Raw genomic sequence first — 18,243 nt, forward strand, 5'->3', positions numbered from 1 at the left:
GGTGATCGCCAATCCCTTGCAGGTGAAGGCGATCGCCCCCGCCCATGGGCAGACCGACAAGGTGGATGCGGGGACTCTGGCGAACCTCTACGTCGCGGGCTACCTGCCCGAGACGCCCGACGCCGCGGCCGAGCGGCTGCGGCGGCTCGTGGCGCGACGCTACCAGATCGTGCGCATCGAACGCGGGTCAGGAACGAGGTGCATGCGATCCTCGCCGCGCATCTGGTCCCGAAGTGTCCGCACGCCGACCTTTTCAACCAGCGCGGTCGGGGCGTAGCTGGCGAGGCAGAGCGTGCCGGACGACGAGCGGATCGCGATCGAGCGCAACCTCCGCGAGCTCGATCGACTGCCTTCCAGCGGATCGCGCCACCCAACACCGAGAAGTGGCGACGGCGTCGGTGTCGTCGTAGTCCCATCCATGGCGTGGTCTCCACGGCGGCGCCAACCGCCGTTCAGGGTTGGGTCAATGCCCGGAGACTACGCCAGCCCCGAAGCTCCACCACGTTCGCGACAGCACCCACCGCATCCACGACAGCCGGTGGCGGGCCAGATACTCGGTCTGCTCGAGCGACAACCCGTGCAGCGATTGCAACACCAGCATCCGGAACTTCAGCACCGGGTCGAACGGAGGCCGGCCACCCATCCAGCGCGGCGGTCGCCGAGGGCACCCTTCAGTACCGGCCGGAATATCTCGAAGTCCACTGTCGCCGCCAGCGTCTCGAACGGATCGCCCAGCGCCGAAATCTCCGCCAGCCCTTCCGTGATCGACCAGAACCCCAACTGACCGCCATCGCCGACCCCCGCTGATCTCAGGCGGACTGAATCACAATCCGCCCTGCAGCGCGCGGTTTCCGGAGGTGTCCAGCTGACCGCCTCATCCCTTCCGCTCGGTGATCTCGGGCGTGCCCGTGCTGGCGCTGCGGGCGCCATCTTCGAGGCAGCGCTCGCCCGCTTCCGACCCGGCGCGACCTTGGGCCAGATCACCTGCGGCCCGGCCCCGCCCTTGTCGGAGGCGGTGCGCGGGCGCTTCCGCCTCACTTCACCGCAGCGCGCGCATCAGGGCGAACCTGCCGCCCGCGCGGGTCTACACCTTCCGCCAGCGGTAACGCCCGCGCGATTGCACCCCCCTGCCCTTGCGCCTATGAGGGCGCCGACCAGAGGATCGGAGGCCGCGCAGCATGACCCAGACCCGCACCGAAACCGACAGCTTCGGCCCGCTCGAGGTCCCGACCGACCGCTACTGGGGCGCGCAGACGCAGCGCTCACTCGGCAACTTCAGGATTGGCTGGGAAAAGCAGCCTGCGGCGATCATTCGCGCGCTGGGCGCGGTGAAGCTGGCGACGGCGCGGGTGAACATGCGCGAGGGGCGGCTGGACGCGACCATCGGCCGGGCGATGGAACAGGCGGCGCAAGAGGTGTTCGAGGGTCGACTCGACGACCACTTCCCGCTCGTGGTGTGGCAGACCGGCTCGGGCACGCAGTCGAACATGAACGCCAACGAGGTGATCTCGAACCGCGCGATCGAGATCCTCGGCGGCGAGATCGGCAGCAAGAAGCCGGTCCACCCGAACGACCACGTCAACATGGGGCAGTCGTCGAACGACACCTTCCCCTCCGCCATGCATGTCGCCATCGGCATGGTCGCCCGCGACCTGCTGCTGCCGGGGATGGAGCATTTGGCGGGTGCGCTCGAGGACAAGCGCGACGCGTTCAGGGATATCATCAAGATCGGCCGCACCCATACGCAGGATGCGACGCCCCTGACGCTCGGGCAGGAGTTCTCGGGCTACGCGCATCAGGTCCGCATGGGGATCGAGCGGGTGAAGCTCGCCCTGCCCTATATCTACGAATTGGCGCAGGGCGGCACCGCGGTCGGCACCGGGCTGAACACGAAGAAGGGCTGGGACAAGGCCGTGGCAGCCGAGATCGCCACGATCACCGGCCTGCCCTTCGTGACCGCGCCGAACAAGTTCGAGGCGCTGGCCGCGCATGACGCGATGGTGTTCTTCCACGGCGCGCTGAAGACGGTCGCCGTCAGCCTCTACAAGATCGCCAACGACCTGCGGCTGCTGGGCTCGGGCCCGCGCTCAGGGCTGGGCGAGCTGATCCTGCCCGAGAACGAGCCCGGAAGCTCGATCATGCCCGGCAAGGTGAACCCGACCCAGGCCGAGGCGCTGACCATGGTCTGCGCGCATGTGATGGGCAACGACGCGGCCGTGGGCTTCGCCGGCTCGCAGGGGCATTTCGAGCTCAACGTCTACAACCCGATGATGTCCTACAACGTACTGCAATCCATGCAACTTCTGGGCGATGCCGCGGTCAGCTTCACCGACAACATGGTGGTCGGGACGCAGGCCAACACCGCGCGGATCGAGAAGCTGATGCAGGAGAGCCTGATGCTGGTCACGGCGCTCGCGCCCACGATCGGCTACGACAACGCCACCAAGGTCGCCAAGACCGCGCACAGGAACGGCACCACGCTGCGCGAGGAGGCGATCGCGCTCGGCTTCGTGGACGGCGCGACCTTCGACCGCGTGGTCCGGCCCGAGCAGATGATCGGCCCGGAGGACTGATGCAGGCGGTCCCGCAGCTGATGTTCGAGGGGCGCGTGGCCGAGGCCATCGCCGTCTGGCGGCGGGCCTTTCCCGATCTCGAGGCGACCGACGCCAACCCGGCCGAGGTGGTCGTGGCCGGGCAGCGCCTGCGCCTCTTCGACAGCCCGGTGCCGCATGCCTTTGCCCTGACGCCGTCCTTCTCGCTGGTCGTGACCTGCGAGAACGAGGCCGAGGTGCGGCGGCTGGCCGATCTGCTAGGCGAAGGCGGCGAGGTCAGGATGCCGCTCGGCGCCTACGACTTCTCGCCCTGCTTCGCCTGGGTCGAGGATGCAGTCGGCGTGAACTGGCAGCTGATGGTCGCGCCGTGACGGCCAAGGTCGTGAACCTGCGCCGCGCGCGCAAGGCGAAGGACCGCGCCGCCAAGGCCCGCGAGGCGGATGCCAACGCCGCCCGCCACGGCCTGACGAAGGCGGAACGTGCGGGCCTGGAGGCGCAGGCCGGGCGCCTCGCTCGCGCGCTCGACGGACACCGGCGCGAGACCCCGGATGATTGACCTGCCGCCGATGGGACCGCCGCGGAAGCGCTCGGTCACGATCGGCGGCCATGCGACCAGCGTCAGCCTCGAGGACGCCTTCTGGGACGGCCTCCGCACCCTCGCCCGTCGCCACGGACTGACCCCGGCGCAAGCGGTGGCCGAGATCGACCGCGGCCGCCCGCCGGAGGTGGGGCTGGCGACGGCGGTGCGGCTGACGGTGCTGGCGGAAGCGGTTGTACGGGGATCGTAGGGTGCCTGCTCAGCACGCACCATCCCGCGCGGCGACACGGTGCTTGCGGAGCACGCACCCTACTGGCAGCGGCGGATGGCGCCGGCGCAGGGATCGCCTTCTGGTCGAGCCTTGCCGGTCCGGCCTCAGCGGCCTCCCGCCGTCCGCCAAACCGGGCCGCATCAGCTTTCGCAGACGCGCGTCTGCGGGTCGAGGCGGACATATTCCGCCGCGGTGATGCGCTGGATCTCCAGCGAGTGCTTCCACTCGCGGTTCCAGCGGGTCAGCACCCCGCCCCGGTAATAGTAGCCCATGATCGCATCGACATACGGCGGGATGATGGTCGTGCCCGGCAGGCGCGGGGCGTGAAAGCCGACGGTCGCATCCGGCGCGAGGCAGGCATTGGGCAGGGTGATGAGAAGCGTGCAGGCGGACCCGCAATAGTCCCTGATCTCGACCGGACCGCCCCAGCGTTCAAGCTGGTTGCGCCTCTGGATCATCGCCATGACATTGCCGCCGCGATCATCGGCGATCACCGCGGACTGGCGCCCCTGCGTTGGAGCATTCGCTCCGGGCAGACCTGCAGGCGGTCCGGCGGGAACGCAACCCGCGAGCATCAGGGCGGCCATCAGCAGGACGGAGTGCCTGTTCATGGCCCGCAAGATGGCGCACGGCGCCATCACTGGGAACCCACGAAGGCGCGAGTCACAGCAGCCGGCACCTCAAGGGTGCCGACCGTCGAGCCGTTCCGCGCGGCCAGCAACAAGCCGCCCTTGCCAGTGTGCTGCAAGGTGAAGTTCTGGTTGCCGCCTGCGGCCAGGTCGGCGTCAAGGCCCTCACGTCGATCACATCCCCCCGGCCGACGCCCTCGAGGCAGCAACGCTATTGCCGGCCCTGATCTCGTCGGCCCTTCGCCTGGACGCGAATGGCTGAAGATGTGGAATCGGAAGGTGTCAGCCCTCTTGCCGCCGATCAGGACGTCGCTTCCGGGGCCGTCCGTCAATTTGTTGTTGCCGTCCTGACAGCGAAGCTCGTCACTGCCTGCGTAACCCCGGATGTCGTCCTGGCCGATGAGGGTAAGGCATCGGCCGCGGAGGCGGCAAGACGGCCGCGAGCCAATGCGCAAAAGGCCGTTGGACCCGAGAGGCGATATCGGCGGATTTCAGGGCGCGATCGCCGGGACCGTGAGGCAACCGCAGGAGGATCAGGACTGCTGGAGGCGCAGGCGCCGGCTGCTGGAGGGATGACGTTCCTCCTGGGGGTGAACGCCGCAAGGCCTGCGGCTTCCTCCCCGCTTGGTTCTTGAATCGTTCTCGTTCGTGCGTTACCTTGACGGGCCATGAACCCAGACCTCGCCCGCAAGCTCGCGATCCTCTCGGACGCGGCCAAATACGACGCCTCCTGCGCCTCGAGTGGGACGGAGCGGCGGGATGCGCGCAAGGGCGGGATCGGCTCGACCGAGGGGTCCGGGATCTGCCACGCCTACACGCCGGACGGGCGCTGCATCAGCCTGCTGAAGATCCTGATGACGAATTTCTGCATCTTCGACTGCGCCTATTGCGTGAACCGCGTCAGTTCCAACGTCGAGCGGGCGCGGTTCTCGGTCGAGGAGGTGGTCACGCTGACGCTGGAATTCTACCGGCGCAACTATATCGAGGGGCTGTTCCTGTCCTCGGGCATCATCCGCAGCCCGGACCAGACCATGGCCGACATGGTGCGGATCGCCCGGACCCTGCGCGAGGAGCATGGCTTCAAGGGCTACATCCACCTCAAGACCATTCCCGACGCCGCGCCGGAGCTGATCGACGAGGCGGGGCTTTTTGCCGACCGGCTGTCGATCAACATCGAGCTGCCGCAGGACGCCTCGGTCCGCGCGCTTGCGCCCGAAAAGCGCCCCGAGACGATCCGCACCGCGATGGCGCGCGTGCGGACCGCGCGGGAGGCGAGTCAAGAGAGGAGCCATACCGGCAAGCACCCTGCCCGCTTCGCCCCCGCGGGGCAGTCGACGCAGATGATCGTCGGCGCGGACGCGGCCAGCGATGCCGACATCCTCGGCACCTCGGCGCGGCTCTACAGCGGCTACGGGCTGAAGCGGGTCTATTACTCCGCCTTCTCGCCCATTCCCGATGCCTCGAAGGCGCTGCCGCTGGTCCGCCCGCCGATGATGCGGGAACACCGCCTCTATCAGGCGGACTGGCTGATGCGCTTCTACGGCTTCGAGGCCGACGAGATCGCCTCGGCCCTGCCGGGCGGAATGCTCGACCTGAAGCTTGACCCGAAGCTCGGCTGGGCTCTGGCGAACCGGGCGCAGTTCCCGGTCGATGTGAACCGCGCCCCGCGCGAGATGCTGCTGCGGGTGCCGGGTTTCGGCACAAGTTCCGTGGACCGGATCCTGGCCGGGCGCCGGCACCGGACGCTCGGCTGGGACGACCTCGTGCGGATCGGCGCGTCGATGAAGAAGGCGCAGCCCTTCGTGGCGCTGCCCGGCTGGTCGCCGGGTGGGCTGACCGATGCCGAGCACCTGCGCGCCCGCTTCGCCCCGGCGCCGGAACAGCTGAGCCTGTTCTAGCATGCACCGCGTCCGGCTGCCCGAGACCGGGACGATGGACGCCTGGCGCGAGGCCGCCCGCGCGCTCGCCGCGCATGATGTCCCGGCGCAGGAGGTCGAGTGGTCGGTCGGCGCGGCCGCCGAGGGGCTGTTCGCGGCGGACCCGCTGCCGCAAGCGCCGGGGCGCGCGCTGTCGGTGCCGACGGCCTTCCTCGATCTTGCCGGAAGGGCGATCCTGCACTGCGACCCGGCGGCGCCGGCACTGCTGTATCAGGCGCTGCTGCGCCTGCAGGCCGAGCGCGCCTTCCTCTCCGATGCCGCCGACCCGCTGCTGCGCCGCCTGCAGTCGCTGGAAAAGTCGGTCCACCGCGACATCCACAAGATGCGCGCCTTCGTCCGCTTCCGCGAACTGCCGGGCGAGGGCCTCCGCCGCCGCTTCGCCGCCTGGTTCGAGCCCGAGCATCGCATCGTGGAGGCGAATGCCGGCTTCTTCTGCCGCCGCTTTGCCGACATGGACTGGGCGATCCACACCCCCCGCCTCAGCGCCATCTGGCAGGACGGCGCGCTCACCTTCGCCCCCGGCGCCCCGCGCCCCGACCTTCCCGACGACGCGGCCGAGGCGCTGTGGGCGACCTACTTCGCCAACATCTTCAACCCGGCGCGGATCAAGCTCGACTCCATGCGCCAGCACATGCCGCGGAAATACTGGAAGAACATGCCCGAGACCGGGCAGATTCCGGCGATGCTGGCCGACGCGGAGGCGCGGGTGGAACGCATGCGCGCGGCGGCCGCGACGGAGGCCCCGATGCGTGCGGCCGCGATCACGGATCGCTACCGCGCCGCCATGCCGCAGGCGCCGGCGGTAATCGGGAGCCTCGAGGACGCGCGCGCCGCCTGCCAGCTCTGCACCCGCTGCGACCTCTGCCAGAACGCCACCCAGGCGGTCTTCGGCGAGGGCCCGCCCGACGCGCGGCTGATGATCGTGGGCGAGCAGCCCGGCGATCAGGAGGACCTCGCCGGGCGTCCCTTCGTCGGCCCGGCCGGTCAGGTCCTGAACGACGCCATGGAGGAGGCGGGCATCGCGCGCGAACGGACCTGGCTGACCAATGCCGTCAAGCACTTCAAGTTCACCCCGCGCGGCAAGCGCCGCCTGCACCAGTCACCCGATGCGGGCGAGGTGCAGGCCTGCCAGTGGTGGCTCGGTCTCGAGCGTCGGTTCGTCCAGCCGCAGCTCAGCATGGCGCTCGGCGGCACCGCGGCCCTCGCGCTGACGGGGCGCAAGGACGCCATGACCCGCCGCCGCGGCCGGGTCGAGGAGACGCCGGAGGGCCCGGTCCTGATCAGCTGGCACCCGTCCTATATCCTGCGCCTGCCCGATCACGGCCGGGCCGCGGCCGCGCGCCAGGAACTGACCGAGGACCTGCGGCTTGCCCGCAAGATCATCGCGGCGTGACCGTCCCGGCCTCGGCGGGCGGCCGGCAGCGCGGCCTCTCGGCGGTGGTTCCCGCTCAGGCAGCCGCGCGGCGTTCAGTGCCGTGCAGCAGCAGGCGCATGATGTCCGAGCGGGTGATGATCCCGCCGAGGCGCCCGCCGGCGTCCACGACCGGGATCGCTTCGCCGCCCTGACTGGCCAGCCGCCGCAGGAGATGGCCGACCGGCAGGTCCGCCGCGACGGCCCGGTCCGCGGTCCGCATCATCTGTCGGGCCGTGATCCGGTGCCGGCTGCGCACCGTCGCGAGGCTGAGGCCGGGCGTCGTCAGCCAGCGGATGACATCGGCCTGCAGGATGATCCCCAGCAGCGCGCCCGACGGTTCCACCACCGGAATGCTCTTGATGGCATGGCTGCGGAACAGGCGCGCCACCGCCGCGATGGGATCATCAGGGCCAACCGTGACCAGTTTCGAGGTCATGATCTGCGCGCATGTGACCGCGTCGAAGCGGTGGTTGGCGACCTCTTCTTCGGCCGCGGCGAGGATGCGGCCCAGATCCGCGACGCCGATGTTCGGCGACTGGTTGAAGCGCTGCAACAGCGAAGCCAGTTCGTCGGCCGCCAGCGGAAGCCGCGAAGGGGCCCGAGCGTCGGCTGCGCGCGGCTGCCGGAACGGATAGCGCCGACCCGTGCGCCGGTCATAGAGAATCCCCATGGCAACTAGCGCCGATGTCATCAGCCCGACCGGCGCGAGCGCGTAGAGGAACCCCATCTCCAGCGCCGGCACGGGGTCGAGCGCGGTCAGGAGCGCGATGGCACCTCCGGGCGGGTGGAGGGCGCGCAGCGTGAGCATTGCGAAGATGGCCCCGCCGACCGCGATAGCAGGCGCGAGGGGCGCGGGCACATGCCGGAGCACCAGGACCGCGACCAGCGCCGAGACCATGTTGCCCACAACCGCCGACCAGGGCTGCGCAAGCGGGGCATTCGGGACCGCGAAGATCAGCACGGCCGATGCGCCGAGCGGCGCGATCAACATCAGCGGCAGGCCGAACAGACCGGGGGAGGCCAATACCAGCAGGGCGCAGCCGCCGATCCCCACGGCGCCGCCCACCGTCGCACGAAGCAACTCGCGCGGGCTCGCCGCGGGAAGAACAGGTCCGAAGGCCCGCCAGAGAGGAAGGTTGGTTTTCAAGGCGGGTCTGCTGCCGGGGAGGTTTCGCTCGAGGCTATGAGCACAGACCGACGCGAGGGGAAAGCTCTGCCTGCCCTTTTACACTGTCTTGCCGCGGGCTTGGGGATGCCGGTTTTCCCGGATCTGGCCGGAAGGGGGAGGCGGTCATCCGTTTTGCCAGCGATGGAGAACGTCGTGCCGCGCCTCCGTTTCTTTGCCGAGAACCGACCTTCTTTCGGCAGCGGCGCTGTTCATCGACGCCGCGCCTGATGCCTCGGACGGCACGGGGCATTGGTGACGGATTGCAAATGCTCACGATGAGAAGGAACCGCGGGGCCACCTCGCGGGCGGGCTTTAACCTTCCCGGTGCAGGGACTATCTGCGGCGACCATGACCGTCGCCGCCCCTCTCCGAACCATGACCGAAGGCACCTCGATCTCCTTCCGCGGGGTCAGCAAGGTCTGGCCCCAGGCAGGCGGGGCCGAGGTCGTGGCGCTGCGCGGTGTCACGCTGGACGTACCGGCGCGGTCGATCACCGGGATCATCGGCCGCTCGGGGGCGGGGAAATCGACGCTGCTGCGGATGGCGAACGGGTTGGAGCGGCCCAGTTCGGGGCAGGTGCTGGTCGGCGCCGACGACGTGGGCGCTGCGCGGGGCGCCGAGTTGCGGCAGATACGGCGCAGCGTGGGAATGATCTTCCAGCACTTCAACCTGCTGGCCAACCGCACCGTTCGGGCCAACATCGGCCTGCCGCTGGAGATCGCGGGCGTCCCGCGCGCCGAGATCGCCCGGCGCACGGCCGAGCTGATGGAGCTGGTTGGGCTGGCGCCGCTGGCCGACCGCTATCCGGCGGAGCTGTCGGGCGGGCAGAAGCAGCGCGTCGGCATTGCCCGGGCGCTGGCCACGACGCCATGCGTGCTGCTGTCGGACGAGGCGACCTCGGCGCTCGACCCGGAAACCACCCGCTCGGTGCTGGCGCTGCTCAGCGACATCAACCGGGAACTGGGGCTGACGATCCTGCTCATCACCCACGAGATGGCGGTGGTGCGCCAGATCTGCAGCCATGTCGCGGTGATCGAAGCCGGCGAAATCGTCGAGGCGGGCGATACCTACGAGGTCTTCGCCCGCCCCCGGCATCCGGTCACGCGGTCCTTCCTGACCGGCATCACGACCGTCGCGCTGCCGCAGTTCATCGCCGACCGGCTCCGCCCGGAGCGCCCCGCGGGGCCGTCGCAGGCGGTGGTGCAGGTGACCTTCGTCGGCGACCACGCGACAGACCCGATGCTGGCGCGCCTCACGCGCGACCTCGGCGTCGAGGTCAACGTTCTGGCCGGCGCCATCGAGGAGATCGGCGCGCGGCCCTTCGGCAACCTGCTGGTCGGGCTTGAGGCGGATCGCGAGGACGACTCCCGCGCCTATCTGGAACGCCACGGGCTGATGACGCGGGGGCTGGGCTATGTCGCCGCAACTGGTTGAGCTGCTCGTCACGGCCACGCTGCAGACCATCTACATGGTCGCGGCCTCGTCGATCCTCGGCACGCTCATCGGGCTGCCGCTGGGCGTCTTCCTGGCCACCTCGCGCCGGGGCGAGCTGCTGTCGGCGGCGGCCGCCAACCGCGTGCTGGGCCTGGTCGTCAACGCCACCCGCTCGGTCCCGTTCATCATCCTCGTTGTCGCGATCATCCCGTTCACGCGGATGCTGGTCGGCACCTCGATCGGCACCACGGCCGCGATCGTGCCGCTGACCATCGCCGCCGCGCCCTTCATCGCGCGGCTTGTCGAGACCTCGATCCGCGAGATCGACAGCGGCCTGATCGAGGCCGCCCGCGCGATGGGCGCCACGCCCGCGCAGATCATCCGCAAGGTGCTGCTGCCGGAAGCCCTGCCCGGCATCGCGCTGGGGCTGACGCTCGCCGTGGTCAGCCTGATCGGCTATTCCGCGATGGTGGGCGCGGTCGGGGGCGAGGGGCTGGGCGATCTCGGCATCCGCTATGGCTATCAGCGGTTCATGCCCTCCGTGATGCTGGCCGTGGTGATCGTGCTGATTGTCATGGTCCAGCTGGTGCAGTCGGTCGGCGAGCGCATCGCCGCCCGTTATGACAAGCGCGCCCCGAAGGACCGGGGCCGGTAACAGAAAGGACAAGCCATGCGTCGCATTCTGGCCGCATCCGCCGCCGCTCTCGCCCTGACGGCCGGGCTGGCGGCTGCCGAGGACATCAAGGTCGGCGTCTCGCCCGGCGAACACGCCGAGATCATGGAGGAGGTTGCAAAGCTCGCCGCGCCGCAGGGCCTCAACATCGACGTGATCGAGTTCTCGGATTATGTCGTGCCGAACCAGGCCCTGGCCGATGGCGACATCCAGGCCAACAGCTTCCAGCATCAGCCCTATCTGGACAACCAGATCAGGGACCGCGGCTTCGATCTGGTGACGGTCGCCAAGACCATCACCACGCCGATGGGCGTCTATTCGACGAAGCTGGAGTCGATGAACGCGCTGCCAGACGGCGCGCGGGTGGCGATCCCGAACGACCCGACCAACGGCGGCCGCGCGCTGCTGATCCTGCAGGATCTGGGCGTGCTGACCGTCGATCCCGAAGCCGGGCTGACGCCGTCGCCGCTGGACGTGACCGGGAACCCGAAGAACCTGCGGTTCATGGAACTGGACGCCGCCCAGCTGCCGCGCGCACTGGCCGACGCCGATATCGCGCTGATCAACACCAACTATGCGCTGGCCGCCGGGATGAATCCCAAGGACGACGCGATCGCGATGGAAAAGGCCGACAGCCCCTACGCGAACATCATCGTCGTGCGTGCCGGCGACGAGAACCAGCCCTGGGTGAAGCAACTGGTCGAGATCTATCACTCGCCCGAAATCAAGTCGTTCATCGACACGAAATACCAGGGCGCTGTCATCACCTCGTGGTGAGGCAGGCGCCCTGCCTTGGCAGGGGAGTGCCTGCGCCCACTCGGCCGGCGTGTCCAGCAGCAAGCGGCGTGGGAGAACAAAGGTTACTGGAGGGCGTCGGCGCGGGCCCGGCGGCCTTCAGGCGTTGAACAGGAAGTGCAGCACGTCGCCGTCCTGGACCTCGTAGGACTTGCCCTCGACGCGGAACTTGCCGGCCTCTCGCGCGCCCGCCTCGCCGCGGCCGGCGACGTAGTCGGCATAGGCCACGGTCTCGGCGCGGATGAAGCCCTTTTCGAAGTCGCCGTGGATCACGCCTGCCGCCTGCGGGGCGAGGGTGCCCTTGGGGATGGTCCAGGCGCGGGCCTCCTTGGGGCCGACGGTGAAGTAGGTCTGCAGGCCCAGCAGCTCGTAGCCGGCGCGGATCAGGCGGTCGAGGCCGGCCTCGTCGAGGCCCATCTCGGCGAGGAACTCGGCGGCCTCCTCGGGGGAGAGCTGGGCCAGTTCCTCCTCGATGCGGGCCGAGATCACCACGTGCCCGGCGCCTTCGGCTTCGGCCTTGGCAGCCACGGCCCGCGTCAGGGCGTTGCCGTCCGCGGCCTCCGCTTCGGCGACGTTGCAGACGTAGAGGACGGGCTTCGCCGTCAGGAGCTGCAGCTGATCCCAGGCGCGGGCGTCCTCCTCCGGGACCGGCACCGTGCGCGCCGGGCGGCCGGCCTCGAGCGCCGCCTGCGCGGCCTTCAGCAACCGTTCCTGCGCGAGGGCCTCCTTGTCGCCGCCCTTCACCTTGCGGGCGAGGTTCGCCAGCCGCCGCTCGACCGACTCGAGATCGGCGATCATCAGTTCGGTCTCGATGGTCTCGGCGTCGGCCAGCGGGTCCACGCGGCCCTCGACATGGGTGATGTCGCCGTCCTCGAAGCAGCGCAGGACATGGGCGATGGCGTCCACCTCGCGGATGTTGGCGAGGAACTGGTTGCCGAGGCCCTCGCCGCGACTCGCGCCCTTCACGAGTCCCGCGATATCCACGAAAGTGATGCGGGTCGGGATGATCTGGCGCGAGCCGGCGATGCCGGCCAGCGTGTCGAGGCGCGGGTCGGGGACCGCGACCTCGCCCACGTTCGGCTCGATCGTGCAGAAGGGGAAGTTCGCCGCCTGCGCCGCGGCGGTGCGGGTCAGCGCGTTGAAGAGCGTGGACTTGCCGACATTCGGCAGCCCGACGATGCCCATGCGAAAGCCCATGATCCCGACCCCTTGCTGAAGAACCCGCGCCTTCTAGGGCAGCCGTCTCGCTTGGTAAAGCGCGCCTCAGCCGAGCCAGCGGCGGGCGAGCGGCGCGAGGTCATCGAAATGCGCCAGCACCGCGTCGGGCGAGAGGCGGGTGATGCCCTCGCCCTCCGGCCCGAAGCCGACGAGGGCGACCTTCACGCCCACGGCGCGGGCGGTGTCGCGGTCGGTGATGGTGTCGCCGACGAGGAAGCTGCGCCGGACCTCGCCGCCCGCCAGTTCCACCGCGCGGCGGTAGGGGCGCGGGTCGGGCTTGCGGACCGGCAGCGTGTCGGCGCCGATCATCGCCGCAAAGCGGTGGCTGAGCCGCAGCGCGGCCAGCAGGTCATGGGCCAGCTTCGCGGGCTTGTTGGTGCAGATGGCGAGGCGGTAGCCCTCGGTCGCGAGGGCGTCCAGCGCCGTCTCGACGCCCGGATAGAGGGTCGTGTGGACGGCGACGTTGCGGCCGTAATGCTCGAGGAGGCGCGGGTAGTCGTCGTCCTCGGCGCCCGGCGGCAGCAGCAGGTCGCCCGGCATCCGCCCGTAGCCCGCCTGCAGCATCGCCCGCCCGCCCTTGAAGGCGGTGAGCGCGTCCTTCACCGGGTCGAGCGCCGCCTCGATCCCCCGGTCGGCGAGGGTCGCGTTCGCGGCCGCGATCAGGTCGGCCGCGGTGTCCGCGAGCGTGCCGTCGAGGTCGAACACCACCGTTCCGGGAACCGCCATGCCGTAACCTTCCGTTGCCAAGCGTGACCGGGCCGCCCCTTGGCCCCCGGCGGATGCCTCGTTAGAAGCCGCGGTCAGGCAAGACAACCGGCAGGGCGGGATTTCATGGCGAGGGAAGTTGCGGCGGTCATCCTCGCCGCCGGTCAGGGCAGCCGCATGCGGTCCGACTTGCCCAAGGTGCTGCATCGCCTCGGCGGCGTGCCGTTGATGGCGCATGCGATGGCCGCGGCGCGGGTGCTGGAGCCGGCGCATCTGGTGCTGGTCGCGGGGCATGGGGCGGAGGCGGTCTCGGCCGCCGCCGCGAAGCTCGACCCGGAGGCGAAGATCGCGCTGCAATCGGAGCAGAAGGGCACCGGCCACGCGGTCGCGCAGGCGCTGCCGCTGCTGGATGGGTTCGAGGGGCGGGTGCTGGTCCTCTATGGCGACACGCCGTTCATCGCGCCCCAGACGCTGGAGGAACTCGCCGGACACTCGGCCGACATCGTCGTGCTGGGCTTCGAGGCCGCCGATCCGGGCCGCTACGGTCGTCTGGTCGTGGGGGCCGAGGGCCTTGAAAAGATCGTCGAGTGGAAGGACGCCGACGCCGCCACACGGCAGATCGCGCTCTGCAACTCGGGCGTGCTGGCGGCCGATGCGGGACTGCTGCGCGAACTGGTCGGGCGGCTCGGCAACGACAACGCGGCGGGGGAATACTACCTCACCGATGTCGTGGGCCTCGCCCGCGAGGCCGGGCGGCGCGTGGATGTCGTCACCTGCGACGAGGCCGAGACGCTGGGCATCAACACCCGGATTGAACTCGCCGCCGCCGAGGCCGCCTTCCAGTCCCGCGCCCGCGCCGCCGCGATGGAGGATGGCGTCACGCTGACCGATCCCGCGACGGTCTGGTTCGCGCTCGACACCGCCGTCGGCCGCGACGCCATCATCGGCCCCAACGTGGTCTTCGGCCCCGGCGTCACCATCGAGAGCGGGGCCGAGATCCTGCCCTTCTGCCATCTCGAGGGCTGCCATGTCAGCGCCGGCGCCACGGTCGGCCCCTTCGCCCGCCTGCGCCCCGGCGCCGAACTGGGCGGCGACGTGCATGTGGGCAATTTCGTCGAGGTGAAGAACAGCGTGCTCCACGAGGGGGCGAAGGTCGGCCACCTGACCTATCTGGGCGATGCGGAGATCGGCGAGGGCACGAACATCGGCGCGGGGACCGTGACCTGCAACTACGACGGCGTGATGAAGCACCGCACCGTGATCGGCGCGCGCGCCTTCATCGGCAGCGACACGATGCTGGTCGCGCCGGTGACGGTGGGCGACCGGGCCGTGACGGGCTCGGGGTCGGTCATCACCGAGGATGTGCCGGCCGATGCGCTCGCCCTCGGGCGGTCGCGGCAGGTGACAAGGCCGGGCCTTGGAGCGCGGATCATGGAAAGCCTGCGGGCGCAGAAGAAGGAGCGCGGCTGATGTGCGGGATCGTCGGAATCCTCGGGCGGCATGAGGTCGGCCCGCAACTGGTCGAGGCGCTGAAGCGACTGGAATACCGCGGCTATGACAGCGCCGGGATCGCCACCGTGGACGCCGAGGGGACGCTCGCCCGCCGCCGCGCCGTCGGCAAGCTGGTCAACCTCTCGGACCGGCTGGTCCATGACCCGCTGACCGGCCTCTCAGGCATCGGTCATACCCGCTGGGCCACCCATGGCGCCGCGACCGAGGGCAACGCGCACCCGCACGCGCATGGCGCGGTCGCCGTGGTCCACAACGGCATCATCGAGAACTACCGCGAACTCCGCGCCGAACTCGCGGCGGAGGGCATCGGGCCGGAAACCGAGACCGACACGGAAACGGTGGCCTTGCTCACGGGGCGCTATCTCGCGCAGGGCATGACCCCGCTGGAAGCCGTGCGCGCGACGCTCGCCCGGCTCGAAGGCGCCTTCGCGCTCGCCTTCCTGTTCGACCGCGAGGGCGACCTGATGATCGGCGCCCGGAAGGGCTCGCCGCTGGCGGTGGGGCATGGCGACGGCGAGATGTTCCTCGGCTCGGACGCCATCGCGCTCGCGCCCTTCACCGACCGCATCACCTATCTCGAGGACGGCGACCATGTGGTGCTGACCCGCGCCGGCGCCGAGGTCTTCGACGCCGCGGGCCGGCGGGCGAACCGCGACATGGCGCGCATCGACGTGGGCGCGACGGCCATCGACAAGGCCGGGCACCGGCATTTCATGGCCAAGGAGATCGCCGAGCAGCCGCGGGTGGTCGAGGACGTGCTGACGCATTACCTCGACGGCGACCGGATCGTGCTGCCCGAGGCGATGGATTTCCGCGAGGTGGACCGCATCGTGCTGGTCGGCTGCGGCACCGCGCATCTGGCCGGGCATGTGGCGAAATACTGGTTCGAGCAGATCGCGGGGCTGCCCTGCGACATCGACATTGCCTCCGAGTTCCGCTACCGCGAGCCGCCGCTCTCGGACCGCTCATGGGCGATCTTCGTCAGCCAGTCGGGCGAGACCGCCGACACGCTCGCGGCGCTGCACTACGCGCAAGGGCGGGTGGCGAAGACCATCGGCGTCGTGAACGTGGGCACCTCGGCCATCGCCCGCGAGGCCGACCTGGCGCTGCCGACGCTGGCCGGGGTGGAGGTCTGCGTGGCGTCGTCGAAGGCGTTTACGTGCCAGCTGACGGTGCTGGCGGTCCTCGCCCTCAAGGCCGCGCGGGATCGCGGCCGACTGGACGACGCCGCCCTCGCCGCGCATCTGGCCGACCTGCGCGCCATGCCTGCGCTTCTGGCGCAGGCGCTGAACGTGTCCGAGGATTGCCGGGAGCTGGCGGGCTGGCTCGCCGAGGCGCAGGACGTCCTCTATCTCGGCCGCGGCGGGCTCTACCCCGTCGCGCTCGAAGGGGCGCTGAAGCTCAAGGAGCTGAGCTACATCCATGCCGAGGGCTATGCCTCGGGCGAGCTCAAGCACGGGCCGATCGCGCTGATCGACCGCAACGTGCCGGTGGTGGTGCTGGCGCAAAGCGGGCCGCTGTTCGACAAAACGGTGTCGAACATGCAGGAGGTGATGGCCCGTCACGGCCAGGTGCTGCTGGTCTCGGACCCGGAGGGAGTCGAGCGGGCGGGTGCCGGCACTCACGCCACGCTGACCGTGCCGCAGGGCGGCGGCGCCTTCGCGCCGATCCTCTACGCGGTGCCGATGCAGTATCTGGCCTATCACACGGCGGTCGCCAAGGGCACCGACGTGGACCAGCCGCGCAACCTCGCGAAGTCCGTGACCGTGGAGTAGCGGCCCCGAAGCGGCCGCTACATCGAGAAGGATGTGCCGCAGCCGCAGGACGAGGCGGCGTTCGGGTTGCGGATCACGAAGCGGGCGCCGATCAGCTCGTCCTCGAAGTCGATCGTGGCCCCGGCGAGGAACGGCAGCGACACGGGGTCCACGACCACCTTCTGCCCGTCGCCTTCCAGCACGAGATCGTCCTCCGCCGGGGCGTCGAGGCGGATGTCATACTGGAAACCCGAGCAGCCGCCGCCCAGCACGGCGACGCGCAATGGCTGCGGTGTGCCCGCGGCATTGATCTCGGCCAGCCGGGCGAAGGCGCGGGGGGAGACGGTCGGGGGGAGGTTGAGCGAGACGTTCATGGGGCGTTCCCGTTCTTGGCGGTCTCCCCACGATATAGGCTCGCCCCCGTAGACCGCAAGGAAGCCCGATGCGCGCCCGCTATGCCTGCCAGCCCGAAGACAGCCGCGGCCGCCTCTGGCCCGAGGGCCTCTCGACCTTCCGCTCGCCCTGGCAGCGCGACCGCGACCGCATCATCCATTCGAGCGCCTTCCGGCGGCTGAAGCACAAGACGCAGGTCTTCGTCGAGCACGAGGGCGACTATTACCGCACCCGGCTGACGCATACGATCGAGGTGGCGCAGGTCGCGCGGACGATCGCCTCCGTCCTCGGTCTCGACACCGATCTGGCCGAAGCCGTGGCGCTGGCCCATGACCTCGGCCATCCGCCCTTCGGCCATACCGGTGAGGATGCGCTGGCCGAGCTGATGGCGCCCTGGGGCGGGTTCGACCACAACGCGCAGGCCCTCAGGATCGTGACCCGGCTCGAGCGGCACTATGCCGGCTTCGACGGGCTGAACCTCACCTGGGAGACGCTGGAGGGGATCGCCAAGCACAATGGCCCGCTTGTCGGGACAGGCCCGACCGGGGGCCCGGCGACAGGCCCCCTGCCCTATGCGCTGGCCGAGGTGAACGCCGCCTGGGACCTGGAACTCGGCACCTTCGCCTCGGCCGAGGCGCAGGTGGCGGCGGTGGCCGATGACGTGGCCTACAACCATCACGATCTGCATGACGGGTTGCGCGCCGGCCTCTTCGATGAGGACGACCTCGCGGCGCTGCCGGTGATCGGCCCGGCATTTGCCGAAGTGGACCGCCTGCATCCCGGCGTCGAGCCGATGCGCCGCCGTCACGAGGCGCTGCGGCGGGTGTTCGGGGTCATGGTCGAGGACGTGATCGCCGTGGCGAGAAACCGCCTCGCGGCCGCGCAGCCCGCCTCGGCTGACGAGATCCGGGCGATGGACGGGCCGATCATCCGGTTCTCGAAGCCGCTCTACCAGAACCTGAAGGCGATCAAGGCTTTCCTGTTCGCGCGCATGTATCGGGCCCCCACCGTCATGGCCGAGCGTGCCCGAGTCACGCAGGTGCTGCACGGGCTGTTTCCGCTGTTCATGGTCGATCCGGCAGCAATGCCCGACGAGTGGCAGGCCGAGGCCGCCGGCGCCACGGACGACACGGCGCGGGCGCGGGTGGTGCTGGATTACGTCGCCGGGATGACCGACCGCTTCGCGCTTTCGGAATACCGGCGGCTGATCGGCGAGCCGGAGGGCTGAGCCGGGCGGCAGTTTCTGCGTC

Annotated in this window: 18 protein-coding genes and 1 pseudogene; 13 read left to right on the forward strand and 6 right to left on the reverse strand. The window is 70.0% G+C overall.

The features are described from left to right. A pseudogene (locus tag GI374_RS16465) lies at nucleotides 1–277 on the forward strand (hypothetical protein); the annotation flags it as partial. A gap of 186 nt (nucleotides 278–463) precedes the next feature. Here the strand turns inward: GI374_RS16465 and GI374_RS16470 are convergent. Further along, on the reverse strand, nucleotides 464–643 hold the full coding sequence (locus GI374_RS16470; RefSeq protein WP_154338172.1) for a transposase: 180 nt from the start codon (nucleotides 641–643) through the stop codon (nucleotides 464–466). Between the two features lie 535 nt (nucleotides 644–1,178). On the opposite strand from GI374_RS16470, the gene fumC reads away from it, so the two are divergent. The 4 genes from fumC to GI374_RS16490 are packed head-to-tail and all read left to right on the forward strand — an operon-like array spanning nucleotide 1,179 to nucleotide 3,340. Beyond that, nucleotides 1,179–2,573, forward strand: coding sequence for a class II fumarate hydratase (gene fumC / locus GI374_RS16475; RefSeq protein ID WP_154338138.1), 1,395 nt, complete (start codon nucleotides 1,179–1,181; stop codon nucleotides 2,571–2,573). Continuing rightward, nucleotides 2,573–2,923 carry a VOC family protein gene (locus tag GI374_RS16480; RefSeq protein WP_229583437.1) on the forward strand — a complete coding sequence of 117 codons (351 nt, stop codon included), beginning with the start codon at nucleotides 2,573–2,575 and terminating at the stop codon, nucleotides 2,921–2,923. Before fumC ends, GI374_RS16480 begins: the two co-directional genes overlap by 1 nt. Next, nucleotides 2,920–3,108, forward strand: a complete 189-nt coding sequence (locus GI374_RS16485) for a DUF4169 family protein (RefSeq protein ID WP_370515421.1) — start codon at nucleotides 2,920–2,922, stop codon at nucleotides 3,106–3,108. The genes GI374_RS16480 and GI374_RS16485 overlap by 4 nt, the downstream gene beginning before the upstream one ends. Beyond that, nucleotides 3,101–3,340 (forward strand): ribbon-helix-helix domain-containing protein, encoded by a 240-nt coding sequence (locus GI374_RS16490; protein WP_154338141.1) that lies wholly within the window; start codon nucleotides 3,101–3,103, stop codon nucleotides 3,338–3,340. The genes GI374_RS16485 and GI374_RS16490 overlap by 8 nt, the downstream gene beginning before the upstream one ends. 161 nt (nucleotides 3,341–3,501) lie before the next feature. Here GI374_RS16490 and GI374_RS16495 read toward each other — a convergent pair whose 3' ends face one another. Then, nucleotides 3,502–3,972: a hypothetical protein gene (locus tag GI374_RS16495; protein ID WP_154338142.1), complete on the reverse strand. Its 471-nt coding sequence runs from the start codon at nucleotides 3,970–3,972 to the stop codon at nucleotides 3,502–3,504. Nucleotides 3,973–4,658: 686 nt separating this feature from the next. On the opposite strand from GI374_RS16495, the gene GI374_RS16500 reads away from it, so the two are divergent. Together GI374_RS16500 and GI374_RS16505 are read left to right on the forward strand one after the other, a co-directional pair. Next, entirely contained in the window at nucleotides 4,659–5,888 is a 1,230-nt protein-coding gene (locus GI374_RS16500) for a putative DNA modification/repair radical SAM protein (RefSeq protein WP_154338143.1), read from the forward strand. A gap of 1 nt (nucleotide 5,889) precedes the next feature. After that, nucleotides 5,890–7,320: a UdgX family uracil-DNA binding protein gene (locus GI374_RS16505; protein WP_154338144.1), complete on the forward strand. Its 1,431-nt coding sequence runs from the start codon at nucleotides 5,890–5,892 to the stop codon at nucleotides 7,318–7,320. A gap of 55 nt (nucleotides 7,321–7,375) precedes the next feature. Here GI374_RS16505 and GI374_RS16510 read toward each other — a convergent pair whose 3' ends face one another. Further along, complete coding sequence (locus tag GI374_RS16510) at nucleotides 7,376–8,488, reverse strand: HPP family protein (protein WP_154338145.1); 1,113 nt, start codon at nucleotides 8,486–8,488, stop codon at nucleotides 7,376–7,378. Between the two features lie 396 nt (nucleotides 8,489–8,884). Between GI374_RS16510 and GI374_RS16515 the strand changes: the two genes are divergently transcribed. The 3 genes from GI374_RS16515 to GI374_RS16525 are packed head-to-tail and all read left to right on the forward strand — an operon-like array spanning nucleotide 8,885 to nucleotide 11,393. Beyond that, nucleotides 8,885–9,943 (forward strand): methionine ABC transporter ATP-binding protein, encoded by a 1,059-nt coding sequence (locus GI374_RS16515; RefSeq protein ID WP_154338146.1) that lies wholly within the window; start codon nucleotides 8,885–8,887, stop codon nucleotides 9,941–9,943. Continuing rightward, nucleotides 9,924–10,598: a methionine ABC transporter permease gene (locus GI374_RS16520; RefSeq protein ID WP_154338147.1), complete on the forward strand. Its 675-nt coding sequence runs from the start codon at nucleotides 9,924–9,926 to the stop codon at nucleotides 10,596–10,598. Before GI374_RS16515 ends, GI374_RS16520 begins: the two co-directional genes overlap by 20 nt. Nucleotides 10,599–10,613: 15 nt before the next feature. After that, nucleotides 10,614–11,393 carry a MetQ/NlpA family ABC transporter substrate-binding protein gene (locus GI374_RS16525; protein ID WP_154338148.1) on the forward strand — a complete coding sequence of 260 codons (780 nt, stop codon included), beginning with the start codon at nucleotides 10,614–10,616 and terminating at the stop codon, nucleotides 11,391–11,393. A gap of 117 nt (nucleotides 11,394–11,510) precedes the next feature. Here GI374_RS16525 and ychF read toward each other — a convergent pair whose 3' ends face one another. Both ychF and GI374_RS16535 read right to left on the reverse strand, forming a co-directional pair. Then, on the reverse strand, nucleotides 11,511–12,608 hold the full coding sequence (ychF, locus tag GI374_RS16530; RefSeq protein ID WP_154338149.1) for a redox-regulated ATPase YchF: 1,098 nt from the start codon (nucleotides 12,606–12,608) through the stop codon (nucleotides 11,511–11,513). 66 nt (nucleotides 12,609–12,674) lie between these two features. After that, nucleotides 12,675–13,355, reverse strand: coding sequence for an HAD-IA family hydrolase (locus tag GI374_RS16535; protein WP_154338150.1), 681 nt, complete (start codon nucleotides 13,353–13,355; stop codon nucleotides 12,675–12,677). Between the two features lie 105 nt (nucleotides 13,356–13,460). Between GI374_RS16535 and glmU the strand changes: the two genes are divergently transcribed. Then, nucleotides 13,461–14,804 (forward strand): bifunctional UDP-N-acetylglucosamine diphosphorylase/glucosamine-1-phosphate N-acetyltransferase GlmU, encoded by a 1,344-nt coding sequence (gene glmU / locus GI374_RS16540; protein WP_154338151.1) that lies wholly within the window; start codon nucleotides 13,461–13,463, stop codon nucleotides 14,802–14,804. After that, complete coding sequence (gene glmS / locus GI374_RS16545; protein WP_154338152.1) at nucleotides 14,804–16,621, forward strand: glutamine--fructose-6-phosphate transaminase (isomerizing); 1,818 nt, start codon at nucleotides 14,804–14,806, stop codon at nucleotides 16,619–16,621. The genes glmU and glmS overlap by 1 nt, the downstream gene beginning before the upstream one ends. Nucleotides 16,622–16,638: 17 nt before the next feature. Here the strand turns inward: glmS and GI374_RS16550 are convergent, their stop codons facing one another. Beyond that, entirely contained in the window at nucleotides 16,639–16,974 is a 336-nt protein-coding gene (locus GI374_RS16550) for an iron-sulfur cluster assembly accessory protein (RefSeq protein WP_154338153.1), read from the reverse strand. A 68-nt stretch (nucleotides 16,975–17,042) separates the two neighbouring features. Between GI374_RS16550 and GI374_RS16555 the strand changes: the two genes are divergently transcribed. Beyond that, nucleotides 17,043–18,221 carry a deoxyguanosinetriphosphate triphosphohydrolase gene (locus GI374_RS16555; RefSeq protein ID WP_154338154.1) on the forward strand — a complete coding sequence of 393 codons (1,179 nt, stop codon included), beginning with the start codon at nucleotides 17,043–17,045 and terminating at the stop codon, nucleotides 18,219–18,221. Nucleotides 18,222–18,243 lie beyond the last annotated feature (22 nt).

The sequence above is a fragment of the Paracoccus sp. S-4012 genome, from assembly GCF_009674885.1.
Taxonomy (GTDB): Bacteria; Pseudomonadota; Alphaproteobacteria; order Rhodobacterales; family Rhodobacteraceae; genus Paracoccus.